This window comes from Pseudoselenomonas ruminantium (genome assembly GCF_900104055.1).
GTDB lineage: Bacteria > Bacillota > Negativicutes > Selenomonadales > Selenomonadaceae > Selenomonas_A > Selenomonas_A ruminantium_C.
This window is the reverse complement of record NZ_FNJQ01000012.1, coordinates 47,575-67,309: the sequence shown is the minus strand read 5'-3', so window position 1 is coordinate 67,309 and position 19,735 is coordinate 47,575. Positions and strand designations below refer to the sequence as shown.

At 50.5% G+C, this 19,735-nt stretch carries 16 protein-coding genes; 3 read left to right on the top strand and 13 right to left on the bottom strand.

Features of this window, described 5'->3' with window-relative positions:
- The first annotated feature begins 26 nt into the window (after positions 1 to 26).
- Positions 27 to 806 carry a bifunctional hydroxymethylpyrimidine kinase/phosphomethylpyrimidine kinase gene (gene thiD / locus BLQ59_RS16375; RefSeq protein WP_256324629.1) on the top strand — a complete coding sequence of 260 codons (780 nt, stop codon included), beginning with the start codon at positions 27 to 29 and terminating at the stop codon, positions 804 to 806.
- Between the two features lie 113 nt (positions 807 to 919).
- On the opposite strand, the gene rsmI is transcribed toward thiD, so the two are convergent.
- The 8 genes from rsmI to BLQ59_RS06800 form a co-directional block, all read right to left on the bottom strand.
- A complete protein-coding gene (rsmI, locus tag BLQ59_RS06835; RefSeq protein WP_074572133.1) occupies positions 920 to 1,768 on the bottom strand; it encodes a 16S rRNA (cytidine(1402)-2'-O)-methyltransferase in 849 nt (282 codons plus the stop codon).
- Positions 1,769 to 1,833: 65 nt separating this feature from the next.
- On the bottom strand, positions 1,834 to 2,571 hold the full coding sequence (locus tag BLQ59_RS06830) for a tRNA1(Val) (adenine(37)-N6)-methyltransferase (protein WP_074572132.1): 738 nt from the start codon (positions 2,569 to 2,571) through the stop codon (positions 1,834 to 1,836).
- Positions 2,568 to 3,665 carry a PSP1 domain-containing protein gene (locus BLQ59_RS06825; protein WP_074572131.1) on the bottom strand — a complete coding sequence of 366 codons (1,098 nt, stop codon included), beginning with the start codon at positions 3,663 to 3,665 and terminating at the stop codon, positions 2,568 to 2,570. Before BLQ59_RS06825 ends, BLQ59_RS06830 begins: the two co-directional genes overlap by 4 nt.
- Positions 3,666 to 3,674: 9 nt before the next feature.
- Positions 3,675 to 4,700, bottom strand: coding sequence for a DNA polymerase III subunit delta' (holB, locus tag BLQ59_RS06820; RefSeq protein ID WP_256324626.1), 1,026 nt, complete (start codon positions 4,698 to 4,700; stop codon positions 3,675 to 3,677).
- 6 nt (positions 4,701 to 4,706) lie between these two features.
- The gene (locus tag BLQ59_RS06815) at positions 4,707 to 5,165 is read right to left on the bottom strand and encodes a YaaR family protein (RefSeq protein WP_371118272.1); all 459 of its coding nucleotides are present in this window, start codon (positions 5,163 to 5,165) and stop codon (positions 4,707 to 4,709) included.
- Positions 5,166 to 5,376: 211 nt separating this feature from the next.
- Positions 5,377 to 5,703, bottom strand: coding sequence for a hypothetical protein (locus BLQ59_RS06810; protein ID WP_074572144.1), 327 nt, complete (start codon positions 5,701 to 5,703; stop codon positions 5,377 to 5,379).
- Positions 5,704 to 5,806: 103 nt separating this feature from the next.
- Positions 5,807 to 7,144 (bottom strand): PLP-dependent aminotransferase family protein, encoded by a 1,338-nt coding sequence (locus BLQ59_RS06805; RefSeq protein WP_074572129.1) that lies wholly within the window; start codon positions 7,142 to 7,144, stop codon positions 5,807 to 5,809.
- Between the two features lie 13 nt (positions 7,145 to 7,157).
- Positions 7,158 to 8,732 (bottom strand): SLC13 family permease, encoded by a 1,575-nt coding sequence (locus tag BLQ59_RS06800; RefSeq protein ID WP_074572143.1) that lies wholly within the window; start codon positions 8,730 to 8,732, stop codon positions 7,158 to 7,160.
- Positions 8,733 to 9,069: 337 nt separating this feature from the next.
- On the opposite strand from BLQ59_RS06800, the gene BLQ59_RS06790 reads away from it, so the two are divergent.
- Positions 9,070 to 10,383: an ammonium transporter gene (locus BLQ59_RS06790; protein WP_143005305.1), complete on the top strand. Its 1,314-nt coding sequence runs from the start codon at positions 9,070 to 9,072 to the stop codon at positions 10,381 to 10,383.
- Positions 10,380 to 10,769, top strand: coding sequence for a P-II family nitrogen regulator (locus BLQ59_RS06785; protein WP_074572126.1), 390 nt, complete (start codon positions 10,380 to 10,382; stop codon positions 10,767 to 10,769). Before BLQ59_RS06790 ends, BLQ59_RS06785 begins: the two co-directional genes overlap by 4 nt.
- Before the next feature lie 69 nt (positions 10,770 to 10,838).
- Here BLQ59_RS06785 and BLQ59_RS06780 read toward each other — a convergent pair whose 3' ends face one another.
- From BLQ59_RS06780 to BLQ59_RS06760, 5 genes are all read right to left on the bottom strand, one after another.
- Complete coding sequence (locus tag BLQ59_RS06780) at positions 10,839 to 11,852, bottom strand: CatB-related O-acetyltransferase (RefSeq protein WP_081342484.1); 1,014 nt, start codon at positions 11,850 to 11,852, stop codon at positions 10,839 to 10,841.
- Positions 11,853 to 11,867: 15 nt separating this feature from the next.
- Entirely contained in the window at positions 11,868 to 14,321 is a 2,454-nt protein-coding gene (locus tag BLQ59_RS06775) for a glycosyltransferase (RefSeq protein WP_074572125.1), read from the bottom strand.
- Positions 14,322 to 14,348: 27 nt separating this feature from the next.
- Positions 14,349 to 17,024 (bottom strand): O-linked N-acetylglucosamine transferase family protein, encoded by a 2,676-nt coding sequence (locus BLQ59_RS06770; RefSeq protein ID WP_176756749.1) that lies wholly within the window; start codon positions 17,022 to 17,024, stop codon positions 14,349 to 14,351.
- An 83-nt stretch (positions 17,025 to 17,107) separates the two neighbouring features.
- Complete coding sequence (locus BLQ59_RS06765) at positions 17,108 to 18,019, bottom strand: tetratricopeptide repeat protein (RefSeq protein ID WP_176756748.1); 912 nt, start codon at positions 18,017 to 18,019, stop codon at positions 17,108 to 17,110.
- Between the two features lie 43 nt (positions 18,020 to 18,062).
- Positions 18,063 to 19,631 (bottom strand): O-linked N-acetylglucosamine transferase, SPINDLY family protein, encoded by a 1,569-nt coding sequence (locus tag BLQ59_RS06760; protein WP_218122874.1) that lies wholly within the window; start codon positions 19,629 to 19,631, stop codon positions 18,063 to 18,065.
- Positions 19,632 to 19,735 lie beyond the last annotated feature (104 nt).

Genomic DNA, 19,735 nt, shown 5'->3' with positions numbered 1-19,735 from the left:
TTTCCACCTCCCCCTCAGAGGGAAGGCTGCCAGCTGTCCTGACCATTGCGGGCAGTGATTCCAGCGGGGGGGCAGGGATTCAGGCTGACCTCAAGACCATGCTGGCCAACGGCGTCTATGGCATGAGCGCCATCACCGCCCTGACCGCCCAGAATACCACAGGTGTAGCAGCCGTGGCCAAAACCGCACCGGAAATCCTCGCCGCCCAATTGGACAGCGTGTTCACCGATATCTTCCCGGATGCAGTAAAGACCGGCATGGTCTTTGACAGCGACCTGATTGCAGTCATCGCCGACAAGCTCACGCACTACCAAGCCAAAAATATCGTCGTCGATCCGGTGATGGTCGCCACCAGCGGCGCACGACTATTGAATGAGAATGCCATTTCCGCCCTGCAGGAAAAGCTCCTGCCCCTGGCCACATTGATCACGCCTAATCTGCTGGAGGCCGAAGTGCTGGCCGATAGAAAAATCCATAGCCACGAGGATATGGTGCAGGCGGCCCAAAAGCTCTATGACCGATACGGCTGCAATGTCCTCTGCAAAGGCGGTCACCGCCTCCAGGACGCAGATGACCTGCTCTATACCGCCGAAGGTGCGCACTGGCTGAAAGCGGAGCATATCGACAATCCCAACACGCACGGCACTGGCTGCACCCTGTCTTCCGCCATTGCCAGCCAGTTGGCCAAAGGTGAGACACTTCCCCGCGCCGTCGAGCAGGCCAAAGCCTATATCACAGGCGCCCTCAAGGCCAATCTCAATCTGGGCAAGGGCTCCGGCCCCTTGCACCATGGCTGGAACCTGTAAAAAGGCAGGCATATCTTCAAATACGACAGCTATCTGCAGGTGCCGGTAGTAAGTGCGAAATAAAAAACTGCTGCACGCTCAACAACGTGCAGCAGTTTTTATGCCACAATAGTTTATTCATCCGTCAGCATGGCCTGATAGATATCGCGGCGGCTGAGGCCTAAGGCCTTGGCCGCTTTTCGCATGGCTTCTTTCTTGTCCAATCCCTGAGCCATGAAATACTCGCAGCAAGCCCTTGGTTCCTGCGGCAGTTCATTCTCGCAGGCCGTCACTTCACCGGTGAAGCCTTCGACGATGATCACATACTCACCCCGCGGCGCATTCTCCTCGTAATGCGCCAGGATCTCCGTCAATGTCCCACGCTGGAATTCCTCGAATTTCTTGGTCAGTTCCCGGCCTAAGGCCACCCTGCGGTCACCTAAGACGCCATGCATGGCCTTCAATGTGGCTTTCAGGTGATGGGGTGCCTCATAGAAGATCAGCGTATCGGGATAGTGCCGGACAGATTCCAGCACTTCCTGCTGCTTCCTGCCGGTCTTGGGCAGGAAACCGATAAAGGTAAAGCGGGTGGTATCCAGCCCCGAACAGATCAGTGCCGACAGGCCCGCATTGGCCCCCGGCAGCGGCGTTACCCGGAAGCCGGCTTCGATGGCCAAACCTGCCAGATGGCTGCCGGGATCGCAGATACCAGGCAGACCAGCATCACTGACGCAGACCAAATCATGCCCTTCCCGCATATATTCGATCAGCTCCGGTCCCTTGGTGAGCTTGTTGTGCTCATGGTAGCTAGTGAGCTTCGTATGGATGTCAAAATGCGTCAAGAGCTGCCGGGTATGCCGGGTATCCTCGGCGGCAATCAGTTCGACCTCGCCTAACATGCGCACGGCACGGTAGGTCATATCCTCTAAGTTGCCTATGGGCGTGGCACAGAGATAGAGGGTGGGAATATTATTTTCGTTCATATACACCTCATCCGTCAGCCTTACGGCTGTCACCTTCCCCTCAAGGGGAAGGCTTCTTTATCCTATCACATTCCATATATCTGCAAGATCTCATCCGTATAGGAATTATCTTCCTCATGCACGATGAGTGGCGGCAGCACCTTGAGGCCGCCGGGGCTGGCTCCAACTACGGCTTCTATGAGCATCATATTGGGAGCCTTGCCCGCCTTGGGCTGCACCATCTGCAGGCGCTTGACCTCCATCTGCTGTTCATGCAGGGCAACGATGATCTCGCCCAACCGTTCCGGCAGGTGCACCATACCGAAATGGCCGCCGAAGCGCAGGGCAAAACGTGCGGCCCTGACCACATCCTTCAACGTAGCCGTGAACTCATGCCGTGCCCGGGCTACGCCCGAGAGCTTATTGGCCTGCCCCTCACCCACCGGGCGATAGGGGGGATTGGCCAGCACGATATCGAAGGATTCTGCCTTGTACAGGTCGCGGATGGCGCGGTAGTCCCCCTCCTGCACAAAGATCTTCTCCTCCAGCTCATTGAGCCAGACATTGCGGGCAGCCAGCTCCGCCATTACGGGATTCAGCTCCACGGCATCCACCCGTGCCACTTCATCGGCGATGATCAGGGGAATCACCCCCGTACCAGTGCCGAGTTCCAATACTTTCTGGCGGGACTTCAAAGACAAAAAATGAGCCAGCAGCACGGCATCCAGAGAAAAGCAGAATTCCTGCGTGTTCTGGATGATATGCCGCCCGCTCTTCATCAAGTCGTCCAGCCGCTCATTTGCGCCTAATACGACTTCTCTCATTTTTCGTGGCGCTCCCGATTTTCCCGGTTGCGACGCTTGCCGCCCTTGCTGCGGTTGTCATGGCTTTTATTATGGCGCTTTTCCTTGCCTTCCCTCTTATCGCGATTGCCCCGATGGGAACGATGGTTATCGCGGTTGCGGCGCTCCCGCCGCTCATGACCGCCTTCACGGGAAGTTTTTCCCTCACCGAAGTCCTCGGCGATGATATCGGCCGCAACTTTCTCCTGTTCCTCATAAGCTGCCGTCAGGGTAGCTGCCAGGCTGGTCTCTTCCTCATCCTTCTCGATGACATCTTCCCAGGAAGCCACGATCGTACGGCCGGAATCGAGGAGGATGGTCGCCGAACGACGCTGCTGGTTCAGGGAAATGACCTTGCCTTCCCCTTCCACGGACACGACTCTGCTGCCCTGGGAAGGCGGCACGACCTTCTTCTGCTGATGCGGGCAGTCACCGCCGCAGTAGCAGTCATTCTCGTATTTGAGGCAGCACATGAGGCGGCCGCAGATACCGGAAATCTTCGTGGGATTCAGCGAGAGGTTCTGATCCTTGGCCATGCGGATGGACACCGGCTCGAAATCCCCCAGGAAGGAAGCACAGCAAAGGGGCCGGCCGCAGCAGCCAATACCGCCCATGAACTTGGCTTCATCGCGTACGCCAATCTGCCGCAGTTCAATACGGGTGCGAAACACAGCCGCCAGATCCTTGACCAGTTCGCGGAAGTCGATGCGCCCGTCAGCGGTGAAGTAGAAGATAATCTTGTTCATATCGAAGGTGTATTCCACCTCCACGAGCTTCATGGGCAGGCCATGGGCTGCAATCTTCTCCTCGCAGATGCCGTAAGCCTCTTTTTCTTTCGCCTTGTTCTCCGCAATGCGGCGGATATCGGAATCATTGGCAATACGATGCACCACCTTCAGCGGTGCGGTGATATTCTCTTCCTTCTCCTCCCGCGGGCCGATGACGGTTTCCCCGCACTCCATGCCCCGGGCTGTCTCCACGATGACCTTGTCGCCCAGCTTGATATCCAGATTGCCCGGCGCAAAATAATAAATCTTGCCCGCCTTCTTGAAGCGGACACCGATAATCGTCTGCATAAAAATCTCCTAATATCTATTAATCTGCCCCTGATGGCAGTCCTTCAAGCGAATAAAAAAACCTTCCAACTGCAGGCGCAGATTCACATTGGCCTGCAGCCGGTGCTGCAGCTCACGCGTCTGCTGCACCATGGCGAACAATGTCCCCGGGGAAAACATGGGCAGGATCTGCACCAGCTTCTCCCGGACATCCGCATTGTAGATCAGCTGGCTTGCCCCATCATCATAGAGCAGCAGCATGTCCCGCAGGAACATATTGAAATACATCACCCATTCGGCAAGGCGTTCGCGCTCCATCTCACCTTTGACCGCCGCTTCTTCCCAGATCCTGCCCATGTTCAACTGCGGCAGGGCCAGCAGGAACTGCAGGGCATCATCCCGGAGGTCCAGCCCGCCATGCTGACTGAGCTTCAAAGCCTGTCCCAGGCTGCCATCGGCCAACAGGGCAAGTTTACCGGCGGCCTCGGGATCCAGCTGCCGTTTCCCGAGTTCCTGCAGCAATTCTGCTGGGGAAAGTGCGCCAAAAGCCAGCGGCATGCAGCGGGACACGATGGTATCGAGCAGGCTGCTGCGATCCCGGGCAATCAGGATGAACGTGACCTGCCCGTCCGGCTCCTCCAACGTCTTGAGCAGGCTGTTGGCCGCCGGCTCATTCATGGTATCTGCATCATCGATGAGTACCACGCGCCTACCGGCCTGCACGGCCGAACGGGAAACGGCGGTCTGCATCTCCCGGATAGCTTCGATGCGGATGATGCGCGTGGATTTGCCGCGCACCTCCGGCAAAAGCTCATAATAATCCGGATGACTGCCCAGCCGCATGGCCCGGCAGTTATCACAGACACCGCAGGGGGCATTGTCGTGGCCGCAGAGGATGGCCGCCGCCAGGATCTGCCCGGCCAGTTTCTTGCCAATGCCATCCCTGCCCGTAAAAAGCAGGGCATGGGGAAGGCGCCCCTCAGCAAGGAGCGTCTTCAGTTCCCGTACTTCATTTGCATGGCCTGCCAAGGCCTCCCAGCTAACTTCCAAATTCACTCACCATTACATATACAAATCCACCAGCATGCCCCGGATGGCATCATGGCTGGCAACGATTGCCAGCTGGTCAGCCTGGCCCAAACGAATCTTCTCGGCCATTTCCTCCAGCTTCTTGTCAATCCTGCGCACCGTGGTATACACCTTCTGCCGTCCCATACGGTCCCACCCCGCCTGGGAATGCAGCTCATACATGCGATTCACCGCCTCCCCGACAAAGTTCTTGATCAGGGTACGGTACGACTTCAGCTCATCATAGGTGGGAGTCCGGGAAAGCCGCGCTCCCTGTTCATCGATCTGCTTCAGGAGCTTGTCCAGCTGTTCTGTCGAAAGGCTGTCCTCCTGTTCCAAAAGCTCACGACTGAACTCGGTATCCCCGCCTTCCACCCGGTCATCACGCTCGATTACGCGCGTAAAGGTCGTCTCCTGGGTGGTACGGCTATCAACTTTCAATGGCATATTCATCACCCGCTTCGCCTAGGATTTTATTCACACTTTGCTAACTTAAATTATAGCGTTTTAATCCCCAACATGCAACAGAAACTCCGTGCCAAACAAAGTTTGGCACTACGCCCTTACACGAAATCTAAGCGATTCTGCGCCTATCGGCTTGACTCGCAAAAATTTCATAGCAAAAAGCCGCCCCTGACGGGCGGCTTGCCTGTAAAATCATAGATTAGTGATGACGGCGCTCATGCTTCTCGTAATCGCCCTTCACTTCTTTGACCACACGGTCATGACGTTTCTGTTCGCGCTTCATCTCCTTGTTGAATTCCTTCTCGGAAATCTCACCCTTTTTCTTCTGATATTTCAGCGCGCGGACATTCTGCGTATGCACACGGTCTTCCTCTTTCAGACGATGGCTGTACTGATTGTGCGTACCATCCTCATACGCCGGTTTGATGGCAGCCTCAGCCGTCGAAACATGCATAGCCGTACCAGCAATACCAAAGCTCATCATACCAGCCAGAGCCATCGCCACAATCTTTTTACGCTTTCCCATAAACATTCTATCTACCCCTTTGCAATTCTCAACTTATGCGCTTAATATACAACAGCAATCTGTAAATATCATTAGAAAAAGATTATATTTTGATTAAAAATTCTCAGCTATCCCAGAAACTCAACATGCGCTCAGCCTGCGACCTCTTCTTCTCTGCCTCCAGCTCCTGCGTGATATTGAGATCTTTCTGGCCGTACCCCGGCGTCAGATGAATGTTGGCCGGCAGCCATTCATCGGAGAAGAGCGGTTTATCCAGCAGCAAAGCCCGGACCTGGGTGCGGGCTTTCTGCAGGGCCGCATCTTCCCCGGCCGAGAGCATCAGCTCGCCGATAACCCGGCCCACGGTCTGCAGGGCCGTCTCCTTCAGCGCTCTGGTGGTGGGGTCCAGCACCGACAGGCGCAGGATCGGGAAGGTACAGCCCTCATCGGCTGTCAGCATCAGATCGCTCTTGACCAGGAAACCGGCTTCGTCTAATTTTTCCGCCATGACATGCGCATCCATGCCTTCGGGCAGCCGCGCCAGGATCAGATGTGTCTCGGTATCCCCGCAAAGCGTTTGCACGCCGGCCTCCCGCAGCCCCTTCTCAAAAGCCTGCGCATTGCGCATTACCTGCTGGCAATAAGCCTTGAAGGCCTCGCTGCCCGCCTCCAGAAAAGTCGTGCCCAAAGCCGCCAATACGTTTTTCTTGACCATGGAATGGCCGGTATCCAGCACCGTCTTGTCCATGAGCTCTGCCAGCTTCGCCTTCGTCAGGATCACCGCACTCTGCGGCCCGCGCAGGGAATCGCCCGTGGGGAAGGTCACCACATCGGCATAGGGCACGGGACTCGGCGAACAGCCCGCCGCCACACTGCCGGCATTCTGACCGATGTCCACCCAAAGATAGGCCCCGACGCTCTCGGCGATAGACTGCAGTTCCTTGTAGTCTATATGGCGGGGATAATTGACCGGCGAATAGATGATGAGCCGCGGCTTCCGAGCTTCAGCCAGTTGCCGCACCCGCTTCAGGTCAATGAGCTCCGTATCCGGTTCAATGCTGAAGGAAATGAATTCAAAATGCAGATGCTCGCCGCTGCAGTGCTCGGACTTGCGCCGGTTGAAGGACAGCACCGTGTCCCCATCCCGGCACAGGGCATGGAACACCACGCGAGAGGCCGCCGCGATATCGGAGATGCGCACGATAGCATGCTCCGCCCCAAACAATTTCGCCGCCCGCTCCTCGGCAATCTTTTCCAGCCGGATATGGCTCTGCACCGCATGATGGTCCAGATAACCATTGCCGAAGATGCTGCCCTTCAGGAACGCACTGAACGGCGATACCGCATTGGACGTCGGCAGCAGGGAAAGCGTGAAACGCTGCTTCTGCACCTCCTCCTGCATCATGCCATATATCTCCGGATCGAAGGCCGCCAGGCTTTCGAGCAAATTCTTTTTTTGCATAACCTCTCCTCCTCTAGCCTACAATCCAGTTGACGAAATAGATGGCCAACGGGATCGTAACGCAGGCAATGCCGATAAAGTCAATATATACACCGGTACGGATCATCTTGGTGATGGGAATATACCCCGAAGCATAGACGATAGCATTCGGCGGCGTGGAAACTGGCAGCATGAAGCCCAAAGATGCCGAGAGCGCAATGCCCACCGATACCGGCACCGGGCTGATACCAGCCGAGATGGCCGCCGTGATCGCTAGCGGCCCAATCATATTGGTAGCCGCTGTATGGCTCGTGAGTTCCGAAAGCAGCAGTGCCATTACCGAGAAGATGGCCACCATAGCCACTTCCGAGGGGGCACCGCCCATGGAGCTGACAATGAGGTCGCCCACCCACTGCGAAAGCCCCGTCTTATACATCATACCGCCCATGGCCAGGCCGCCGCCGAAGAGGATCAGCGTGCCCCATTCGATGCCCTGCATGGCTTCCGACCATTTCAGCGTGAACTCGCGTTCCTTGAAATTGACCGGCAGCAGGAAGAGCAGGAGTGCACCAGCCATCGCCGCGATGGCTTCCGGGAACAGCTTGTTATACATCTTCAACGTGGGATCGGTGCTGCCAAAGGCAATGGACATAAAGCCCGGCAATACCCAGAGCGTGACTGCTACGATAAAGGCCAGCAGGGTGTTCTTCTGGGCACGCGTCCAGCCGCCTAGCTCATCGCGTCTCGTCTTGATAAAGATATCCGCGCCTTCAATGCGGTCCACATCTGCGGGGAACATATGCGAAAGCACGACATAGGCGATGCCAAAATAAACGACCATCGCAATCAGGCCCCAGGTCATCCACTGGAAGAAGGATACATGGATATCGCACATGGTATCCAAAAAGCCCAGCATGATGAGGTTCGGCGGAGTGCCGATTGGCGTCAGGACACCGCCGATGGAGCAGGAATAAGCCGTCATCAGCATCAAGCCCGTGGCATATTTATACTCGTGCAGATGAATTTCCCGGCCATTGGCCGCAAACATCTCCTTGATGGAAGTCAGCAGGCCCAGGCAGATGGGAAACATCATCGCTGCCGTAGCAGTGTTGCTTACCCAGCCGGAGCAAAGGGCAGCCGCTAAACCGACCGCGAGGAAAATCCGCTTCGGATTGGAACCTACCCAGCTGCGCGACAGCAGCCAGTAGGCAAAACGCTTATCCAGGCCATGCGTCATCATGGCTTTCGCTAAGATAAATCCACCCATGAACAGGAAGATCATGGAGTTAGCAAAGGCCGCAAAGGCCGTCCCCACAGGCACCACGCCAGTGATGACCGCCAGCGTCGGCCCAATCAGCGATGTAACCGGAATCGGCACCGGCTCTGTGATCCACCACAGCGCCACCAATACCATAATGGCCAATAACTTATGCGCCGCCACCGTCAGTCCCGCAATCGGTGTCATGAACACCAGCAGGGCCAGGATGGGCGCCCCAAACAAACCAATCGTTCGCCGTCTGCGGTCAAAGGCTTCCTCCGCCTTCTTTACCGCGTCAGCTTCTGCTTGTCTCTTGTCCAAGGTTCTGCGCCTCCTTAAATAATGCTGCATACATTTATCCATACATCGTGCTTATTCATCATAACAATGGAAAATTCCTCTATTTTGCCAGCAAATATTCAAAAATCTGCTTTCCTGCATCCAAACCATGTATACATAAATCAACCTATTGACAAGACAGGCGGAGGGCTCTATAATGTGCTCATAAGCAAACAGGACAACGCAGTCCCAAAGTATCAGGTACCGGATACTTTGGGACTTTTATGTTTTTCGGACAATGGCGTCCATAGTGCAGAACTCTCTCCCTGCGCTATGGACGCTTTGCTGTTTGCAGGACTTATCCAGATTCGAATGTAAAATGCAAGCTCATAGGGAAAGGATGTTTATTATGATTGATACTGGCGATACGGCCTGGGTACTCATTAGTGCCGCCCTGGTCTTCATCATGACTCCCGGTCTGGCCTTCTTCTACGGAGGCATGGTGCGCAGCAAGAACGTGCTGACCACCATCATGCAGAGTTTCTTTATCCTCGCGATGGTTTCCGTCGAATTCATCGTCCTTGGTTATACCATAGCCTTTGGCCCCGATGTCAACGGCTTTATCGGCAGCCTCGACAAATTAGGTCTTGCCGGCATCGGCATGAAAGTGCTCGAAGGCAGCACGATTCCGGAATTGGCTTTCGTAGCCTTCCAGTGCATGTTTGCCGCCATCACTCCGGCGCTGATCACCGGCGCCTTTGCCGAACGCATGAAATTTGCCGCCTTTGCGGTCTTCATCCTGCTCTGGGCAATCTTCATCTATAACCCCATGGCCCACTGGGTATGGGGCGGCGGCTTCCTCGCCGAACTCGGTGCCCTGGACTTTGCCGGCGGCCTCGTCATCCATATCCTCTCCGGTGTTTCCGGCCTGACCATCTGCCTGCTCCTGGGCAAGCGTCATGGCTATCAGCATACGGCCATGCTGCCGCATAATCTCCCCATGACCGTTCTCGGTGCCACCCTTCTCTGGTTCGGATGGTTCGGCTTCAACGCCGGCAGCGCGCTCGGCGCTAACGCCCTGGCTGCCAACGCTTTCGTCACCACGCAGGCCGCTGCCGCTGCTGCTGCGGTTTCCTGGGTACTGACCGAATGGAGATTCAACGGCAAACCGACCATCTTAGGTGCTGTATCTGGCTGCGTGGCTGGCCTTGTCGCCATCACCCCGGCTGCCGGTTTTGTCGCTCCGATGCCCGCTGTACTGATTGGTCTGATTGGCGGCGTGGTCTGCTACTTCGCTGTCGCTGTTCTCAAAGAAAAACTCGGCTATGATGATTCCCTTGACGCTTTCGGTGTCCATGGCATCGGCGGCACCTGGGGTGCTATCGCCACCGGCCTCTGGGCTACCACGGAAGTCAATCCCGATGGTGCCAACGGCCTCTTCTATGGCGACACCCATCTTTTCATCGCGCAGCTGATCTCCATTGTCGTGGCCTACGCTCTGGCTGTAGCCGGTTCCTTCGTCCTCTATCAGCTCGTGCACTCCTTCATGGATACCCGTGCTGATGAAGCCGAAGAACTCACGGGCCTCGATATCATCGAACATGGCGAACGCGGCTATACCCGCGGCGTGCTGACCTCCAGCCCGCTCCTCGGTTCCTTTGAAACCTCCAGCGAAATGCTGGCCAACACCGTAATGCAGATGAATATGGCAGAGAAAGGATGAGCGCCATGCTGACAAAAATCGAAATCATCACCCGTTCCACGAAACTCGATGACCTGCTGCGGGCCCTCAACAAGATTGGAGTCCTAGGCATCACCGTAAGCCAGGTATTCGGCTGCGGCCTCTCCAAAGGCCATCAGGAAGTCTACCGCGGCAAGAAATACGATGTCAAACTCGTCCCCAAGATCAAAGTGGAAACCGTGGTTTCCGAAATCCCCGTATCCAAGGTCCTCGACACCTGTGAACGCGTCCTGCGCACCGGCAAATTTGGTGACGGCAAGATCTTCGTCTCGGAACTCAAAGATGCCGTCCGCATCCGCACCGGCCAGCGCGGTGACGATGCCATCCGGGATATTCCGGGAGAAGTCAAAGAACAGGCCAGTGCCTAAAACAAAACAATCACCAAAAGGGAGTGACCGCCAAGGCCACTCCTTTTTTGATAATTAAATTATCGCCACCTAGTAATCATACGCGTACATGATCCGCACTTTTTCTGAAACCACGCAATCTATTATTTCAATGGATTCTTCTTCTTTTGTGGTCACAATCACATCTACATCATTAATGATATCAGCCATCACTGACCTATCCCCTTGATATGTTACGATAAGTGGTGCATCTTCACCTCGTTTTTCCAGCATCTCCTTCAACTCTGCTGTACAAAATTCGGATTCTGGAGAATTATCCAACCACAACAGCAGTACCAGATTATCCTTTATTGTCTGCCTAGCCATAAAACGAGCAATAAAAACACGCCAAATTCCCTCATCACTATGAATATCCGGACGAAAATGATAAATTTGCCGCTCCTGATGCAACTGTGATATATCTCTTTGCAAATTGCTTTCTGATAATTCAGGTTCAGGCCCCGCATAGTTTTGCAAAAATTTTTCGACATCCGCCATTTCCGGCAAAGCAGCCTTTATCTTCTCCTTTGACCAATCCCACCACCTCAACCGTTGTAAGCCTTCAATAATCTCTGGTTTAAAACGATACTTTATGACCACTGCTGGATTTCCCCCAACGATTGCATAGGGTGGAACATCCTTTGTAACCACTGAACTAGCTGCCACTACTGCTCCATTCCCAATATGCACGCCCCCCATAATGGTGACATTCGCACCGATCCAGACATCATTACCAATGATGATCTGTTTGTGATTATGTTTTCCCGCTGGTGGTGGCAAACTTGTATTCTCCCCCCACCATTCGGTCAAAATATTGCTATCAAAGGGATATGTCGACACTCGCCGATAATCATGATTAATTCCGATATACAGATGCAAGTCATGGGCCAATGATGAATATTTCCCTACCAATAAATGTGCTTCCTCATCATCACTTATCCCCATTTCAGCATTGACTATATAGGAACCTGCTCCCAAAGTTACGCTTGTAAAATCCCTTGCTTTATCCAATTGCAGTTTGCGGGTCTTCGGCTGGAAATTACAAAAATCTACATACTTGAGCATATAATACCTCCAGCATCAATCTCTAAACGGCATGCGATAAACCCGATCCTGATCACCAAAAAACAACAAGCCATCCTCCGTCAGGTGCTGACGCAATGTTTGTATCAGTTTGTCCCCCTGTCGTCTTTCATGATAATTTCCCAGCAAGGCAATCCGGGCAAATTTTTTCTGTTGATAATGCTTGTCCAATCCGTCAAGAAAATCATGGCAGACATACAGCGGGAAAGTTTTTCCGGCCAACTCTACACCTAATTTATCCGAAGTCAAGCCGTATATCGTGGCCTCAGGAATTCTACGTTTCAGCCAAAAGAGCTCGTATCCCATATCACAATTGACCAGAAGAACATCCTGTCCAGGGGACAGTTCCTTATATAGCAGATCCGTCATTTCATAGTGGCTGCGATAGGTTCCCTTGATGCTCCACTTTTTCATGAAGTATGCCCGATTTTTTTCAATAAGTTTGTTATAACGCTCTTTCTTATCCTTTTCCCGAGCTGCATCATTTTTTCCTGCAAAGGCCACACTGCCGAAATGATGGATGTAGGTATCACCGCACAACAGTAATTCATAACCAGCCTTTCGCATGCGCAGACAGTAATCATCATCCTCAAAGTTACCTGGGCTGAATGATTCATCCAAATTGCCCAGACGCATATAGACCTCCCGTTTCATGAGCAGACAAAATCCTACCAACACCATCCAAGGATACCATTTCTGCGCATCTGATCGATTAAAATTACCTGCCACCGCCATAAGTTCCTCAATCGACTGATAAGGCAGCCTGATGGCCTGTTCATTGGAGCAGTGATTTGTCATACAGCCTACGGCCCCTATATTCTGACCGCTATACAGAGCTTTACGCATATTGTCCAGCCAACCCGGTGTCACAACGGTATCATTGTTCAACAACAGCAGTTCTGTTCCTTGAGCAATCTCCATGCCCTGATTACAGCCCTTGGGAAACCCCATATTTTTCTTATTGAATATGCAGCAGATATCCGTCTGAGTTGCCAACCATTGAGCTGAGCCATCCTTAGAACCATTATCCACCACAATGATTTCATAGGTTCCTTTCTCCGTATTTTTTCGAATGCTTTCCAAGCAGAGCTTAGTATAATCCAGCGCATTGTAACTCAAAATAATAATACTGGTTAGCGTCTGCTCCTTCACCATCCCATTATCCTTCAACACCTTCAGAGTCGAATAATCTTCTGTTGCATGTTTGGCATAATAATCCTCATCTGCTGACAACTTCTGATAGTCCATATACCAAGGCAAATGTCTTGCCATATACTTTCCTGCCAACCTCAAAGTGGCATACGCATTATAATGACGCAAGTTCCGATACAGGGCAAAGGTCGTATCAATCACGCCAAAATATACATCCGGTGCCAACTCTGTCATCATACGCTCCCCTTCACTGGCCAAAACTGCCGCCTTGCCCGCAAAGGTGATATCATCTGTTCTAAGACCAAAGCCAACTTTTTTTATGTAGGGATGCTTACGCAGTACCTGCAACATTTTCTTCAAAACATCATAAGGACATTCTTCCACAGGAACAATATCCGGATCTGTATATACATATGGCGTTTGGATGTTCAGTACATTGAGCACACCACTTTTCCACAACGCCTTGTATCCCAGATTCTGTTTCAGGTAAAGTACCTTTATCCGTTCTTTTATTTCATCATAGTAGGCCAATAACGGTGGATATGTGGAGGCATTGTCTAATATGTAAATATTATGATAATCTGCCTGCCACAACCAATCGATTTGCTGCCGCAAACATGTCAGCCTGTCCCTGGCATTGATAAAAATCGGAATGTTGCGGAAATCATCATCATCTATTTCCAAAGCGTATCGGCAGGGATTCTCTTCCAGACTCCCCTCCCCAAAGATACGCTGCCGCATTTCCTCAGTCTGAGCCATAGACGCTGCTGTATCCTCATCTCCCATCATTCTGGCTACAACACCAATATTGATCATAGCCTCCCGATAGTTTTTCTTGATCTGCAAGGCATGCCCATATGCCTCCAATCCCTTGTCCCACTGCTTCTGTTGTACCGCCATATTCCCTAACCGCAGGAATATCGTTTCATCCCGCGGCTCATAGGCCAGATATTCCAAATACAACTTTTCTGCCTTGTCAAAATCTCCCATAGCCTGCAGGGCATAGCCTTTGTACGCTTTCATAATCAGAAGCTGCTTATCATAAATTTTCTTCAGTACTTCCTCTGCCATTTCCAGATATACTAATGCCTGCTGCCCATTTCCCGCCTCCAAGGCAACAAAAGCTGACAATACAAACACATTCAGAAATTTATCCAAAAACAATTTTCCTGGTGCCGACCGTTCCTGTTCCCGATACAACTCATTACGAGCCTCTGCCAGACATTCTGCCATTCCAGGAAAATCATACTCCCGTTCCCTCCGTACAAACTCTGTCATCCACTCCTGCAAACTTCGCATACCAATCCCTCCCACCAACTAATAGTTTCAATCCTGTAAGATATGTCTGTAAATTGCCTCCAAATTTCGCATATAATCACCAGCATTCATCAGTGCTGATCCTTCCATCTGATGACGTAAAGTTTTACGCAAATCATGCAGGAGCTGCATATCATAGCTAAGGTTTACCGCCAGCTCTACATATTCTTTCTCTGTTGCAGCAGCCAATTCCGACAAACCAATATTAGCCAAAAAACTATAACCAAAATTTGCTCCATGACGGTTCCCTTTTAATGCCATGACAGGCACCCCCATATAGAGTGCTTCACAAGTGGTAACCCCCCCAGTGTAGGGAAATGTATCCAGTGCAATATCTATATCGCCATATTGCGATAAATAATCATCAGAAAATCCTCTCATTTCGACACGTGCCAAGGGTATGCCCATGCGGGACAAGCGTTGCTGTGTAAAAGCGCGCCCTTCTGCACAGCCTAGCAAACCGTGTTTTAATAATAAGCGAGCATTGGGAACAAGCTCCATTATTTGCTGCCATACGGCCAGCACTTTGTCGTTCACCTTGGCAAAATTATTAAATGAACCAAACGTAATATATCCATTTTTCAGACATGGCGGCGCACTTATTTCTGGCATATTTATCAAAGGTTGATAGCAAAAATGACAATGCGGCATCTGTAACATTTTTTCAGTAAAATATGGCGAAAACTCAGTCGGAGAACAATATCTATCCGTCAAAAAACCATCGCATTCTTCCATTCCTGTACTATTAAAATACCCTATCCCGGATATTTGTTTTTTGGCCGGTTTATAAGCCAACACTGGCAGAGCATTATTAGCCGTATGCCCTCCTAAATCTACCAAAACATCGATTTCATCTGCACGAATCTGAGCAGCAATTTCTGCATGACTTTTTCCTGCCATTTCCCTCCAGACAGTCCTGCTTGCCCGTAGTTTTTCGGTTACACTGTCACTATTGGCATTAAGCTGATATACAAAAATGACAAAATTTTTCTCATCGCAGGCAAACAGCAAAGGATGTGTCAAATGCCCCACAGGATGATCCCGCCAGTCAGCAGATAAATATCCTACCCGTATTTTCTCATGCTTCCATTCAGGTTCAGGGTAACTTTTGATTGACAATGCCAGCAATTCCTGTCGATACAAACTATACATCTTTTTCATTTCCTGTGGCTGGACATCATACAGTGTATTTGCTGTAAAAATCGCATTGCTTAGCTCTGTCAGCTTTTTCTGCACATCAGGTTCCCGCTCGGCCGAATGCAAGAAAGCCTCTATAGCTGACCTGGTGTTCCCTAACATGCGCAGTCCTGCTCCCAACAGGCTATAGGCGTCAGCCAGTCGTTCGTCATCATCACTGTCCGCGTATTCCTGCAACAGTTTTTCTAAGCACTCAACCTCAGAAACGTATTTCTTCTGTGCACGCAGAATATAGCTCTTTAACAGCATCCCCAGCAAAGGACGTTTGCCACTTTGGCTTTCATAATTATTGATTTCATCCCATGCCTGCAATAACTTATTTTGCCGATATAACTCCAAAGCATAGCTGTAAATAGAAATAAAGTTATCCCTATGCCCTTGTGGTCTTAGCGCCATATCATTAAGATGCAGTTCCCTGTTCATTGCCCGCAATACAGCAGCAAAATCCTGACTTTTGCGAAAGGACTCATTCATCGGCAACAGATAGTAATCACTCCAGGCTAAAAGATAATCATGATAAGCCTGTCCATTCATAGGCGGAGCTTTTTCCCTATAGCGCTCGGCCACAAATTTTTGCCAATAAACAGTAGGTCCCAACAAGCAAACGCCATAGGAACGGGAAACATGCAGGAAATTCATGGAAACATCCACAATATACCAGTCTACGGCGGATGCCTCATTTACCAAACACTGCGCTAGCAGCGTATCACTGCTGGTTCTCGTCAGCATGAAAAATTTCGTACCTGGTTTGCAAAACAAGGCCCAATGAGTAAGTGAACCCATGATGGCCACGATTTCTTCTGCATGAGATACCGTATATATCTGTTGCGCCAAAGGCAGTTTTTCCAATGTCACGGGCACATATCCCTTTTCCTGAAAAAAAGCAACGAAATACTCTTCATTTATGCAATCTGTAGCTGTTTCTGCCTCTCTGCCTCGCACCAAAAAAATTTTAGCTGGTGTATCTCCCTTATAGACTTCCGCTGCACTTGCCTGCAGATATTTATATGGTACTAAATGCTTATCCGTGTAATAATACCAGCTATGTACCGCTTCTTCCGGCACAATTACCCGGCTAAACTGCACTGGTTTTTCAATCAGCAAAATTCTCTCTCTGGGTATATCCAACAAGGCAAAAAAATCATCATACCAGGAACAGATTTCTCCCACCGTTAGAAAAACTATCGGCTGAGTAAGCTCCCTATTTTCCAGTATGTACCACATACGTCCCAGACATTCCAAAATAAAATGTCCAAAATGATGAATCAATATGCCGCCAAAAATAACTTCCTTGTCTTCATATACGAGATTTTCACATGATACTTTGTAAGCCTTTCCTACTCCATACCAGCCAGCACCAGGAGGCTTGCATCTTTGCAGTCCTGCAATAAAATTAAACTGCGCATCACAAACACCGCCACTGAATTCCCCCGTCTTTTCCTGCCAATAATCCGGTGGCAGCAGAATAGCCGGCGCTATTTCCTGCACGGCCGGATTGCGACTGCATCTATAGGATTGGAAGCATTCCTGCGCCCATGACGATTCGTTGCGAGCATATAACCTCTTCCTCATTATCTTCCCTGTTCTTTCAGCAGATATAAAAGGACAAAATCCACCTCCGGCAGTTTAGCCGCTATAGCCTGCGCCTTATCTGCCTCCCCAAAAGCAGCCTGTGCCATCGCCATATTGCGAATGGTCTGGCTGTCACCATCGTCCAACTGCAGTGCTGCCTGCAGATACGACATTGCTCCTGCATAATCTGCGGCCATATACGCAGCCGCAGCAAATTTATTGAGGATCTGTACCTTCTCCCGTAAAGAGCATGTACGGTTTTGAATATTCACGATCTGCTGTTCAATGGAAACATCTGCCAATTTATCTGTAACCGTTTCTTCCTGCTTAGGTATTCCATCAACATGGGTCTCAGACTCTGCCTGCTTATTATTTTTCGCCTGTACTTCCTCCAGTTTAGCCTTAAGACGTTGCAAAGCTGACAATGCACTGCTGCCTGTATCAGCAGTACGTGCCGGTTCAGTTTTTTCTGCTGCATTCTCCTTCAACTGCAGGAACTCGGCCAAGTGCGGATACTTCTGCCGCAATTTATCCCCTTCCCTGCGCACATAATATGCGGAACTATCGGTTATCTGCTCTTTTTGTTCCTTTGTCATAGAGTTCTGATAATTCGCTGCCAAAAAATCGTATATTGACAGTCCATCTTCCTGACGATTCTGGATAAAACACAATCTTGCCAGGAGAATACGCGCTTCCACATTTTGCGGATCGAAATTCAGGGTATTATTCACCCATTGCGCCGCCCGCTCATAATCACCCAGCATGAAATAGCTGTAAGCTCCTTTGTAAAGGAAATCCGGTTTTACATCATTTGCTGTTATCAGCTCAGCCAATATATTCAATACATCAGCATATTTTTCCTGATCAAAGGCTTGTTCCAGCTCCCTTTCCTGCGTCTGACATTGTTTCATTTGGGCTTCATTATTTTTTTTGTGCATATTACGTTTTACACGTTTACTCGCTTTTCCCATGATTTTCTCCTCCATAATTTCTGCAACCCTTTTCGTATTTTTCCCACATATCAGCATAAACACTTTCCACCATCCGCACATACCCCTGCCGATCCATCAGCGGCGAGTTTTCCATGATATGCCGCAAATTTGTCTGCAACCCTGTCAGCAGTTCCGGATTTTCTGCCAGCATTACTGCCCTCTCGATATATTCCTCTATCGAAAAAGCCACCAATTCCCCCAAGTCAAGATTCATTAGCAGGCTATAGCCAAACCGTTCGCCATGACGTTTGCCAGCCAACGTTATCAGGGGTCTGCCCATATAAAGAGCATCACAACTGGTCCCGCCGCCAGGATAAGGAAAGGTATCCAGTGCAATATCTATATCACCATACTCAGGCAAATAAACCTCACTTATGCCTCTGCACTCCACTCGCGCCATGGGCAAACCGGCTTTTTCCATACGCTGCCTTATGTAAATTGCTGCCTCTTCACTGTCAAATACAGCCGCTTTCAACAATAAATGAGCAGTCGGCAGCCGATTCAATATCTTTCCCCATACCATCAATACTTCATCAGTCACCTTGGCAAAGTTATTGAAGCTGCCAAAGGTTACATAGCCCTTGCGGCTAAAAGCAGTATCAACAGGTAATGGCACTGCCTGCAAAGGGCGATAACAAAAATGACTATGTGGCAAAACAACTAATTCTTCCGTAAATTCCCGCTGCCCTGTCTGTCCGTCTTCTCCATCCAGATACACATCACCTAAAAAATAATCTACCGAACTTAGACCTGTGGAAGCAAAATAACCAATCCCCGAAACCTGTATTGGTGCTGGTTTATAGACCAGTATGGGCAGCCCATTTCCCTTGGTGTGTCCTGCCAGATCCACCAGAATATCGATTTCATCTTCATAAATAGCCTTGGCGCTTTCCTGCGGTGACAGACCTCGCAGATTACGCCAGCCTGTCACCTGCTTGCGCAATTTTTCACTGATGGTATCTTCCGGTCCTAACATATAGACATATACCGCAAACTTTTTTCTATCATAAGATGTCAATAAATCGTAAAAAAAACAAAGACATACATGCCGGCGGAAATCCGCTGAAATATACCCTACACGCAAGAAATGTTTTTCCCGCCCTCTATGGTGATGGAATGGCTTGCTTTTTTCCAGGAACTTACCAAATTTCGCTGCCTGCTGCCTTAAGAATTCAGCGCTATGCCGGCCACTGTAATGGAGGTTAAATAGATAATTGCTATACTCCATAGCCTGCAGCTCAGGCGTATCAGCCCATACGGCAGCCTCTTTATATGCCGCTGCCGCCTCCTGTGTTCTCCCTAAAATGCGGCAGCACTGCCCCAAAAGATTCGCTATTTTTTCCCCATACCCTTTTCGCTTATTCAACGGGACGTCAATTACCAACAATTCTCTATATGCACTGACATAACGCCTTTCCATGAACAAAATACGCGCATGCAAAAAACTCGTATAAAAATCTCCCGGCAAAATCTTATTCAGCTTCTGCCAAGCTGCCATAGCCGACTGACTGTCTCCCTGCTCAATGTACATACTCACGCAAAGCCGGGCCGCTTCTTTCATATCGTATTTTTCCAAGGCACGTATATATACCAAAGCAGCAGCATAATCCCGCTTTCCCAGGCTATCATATATAT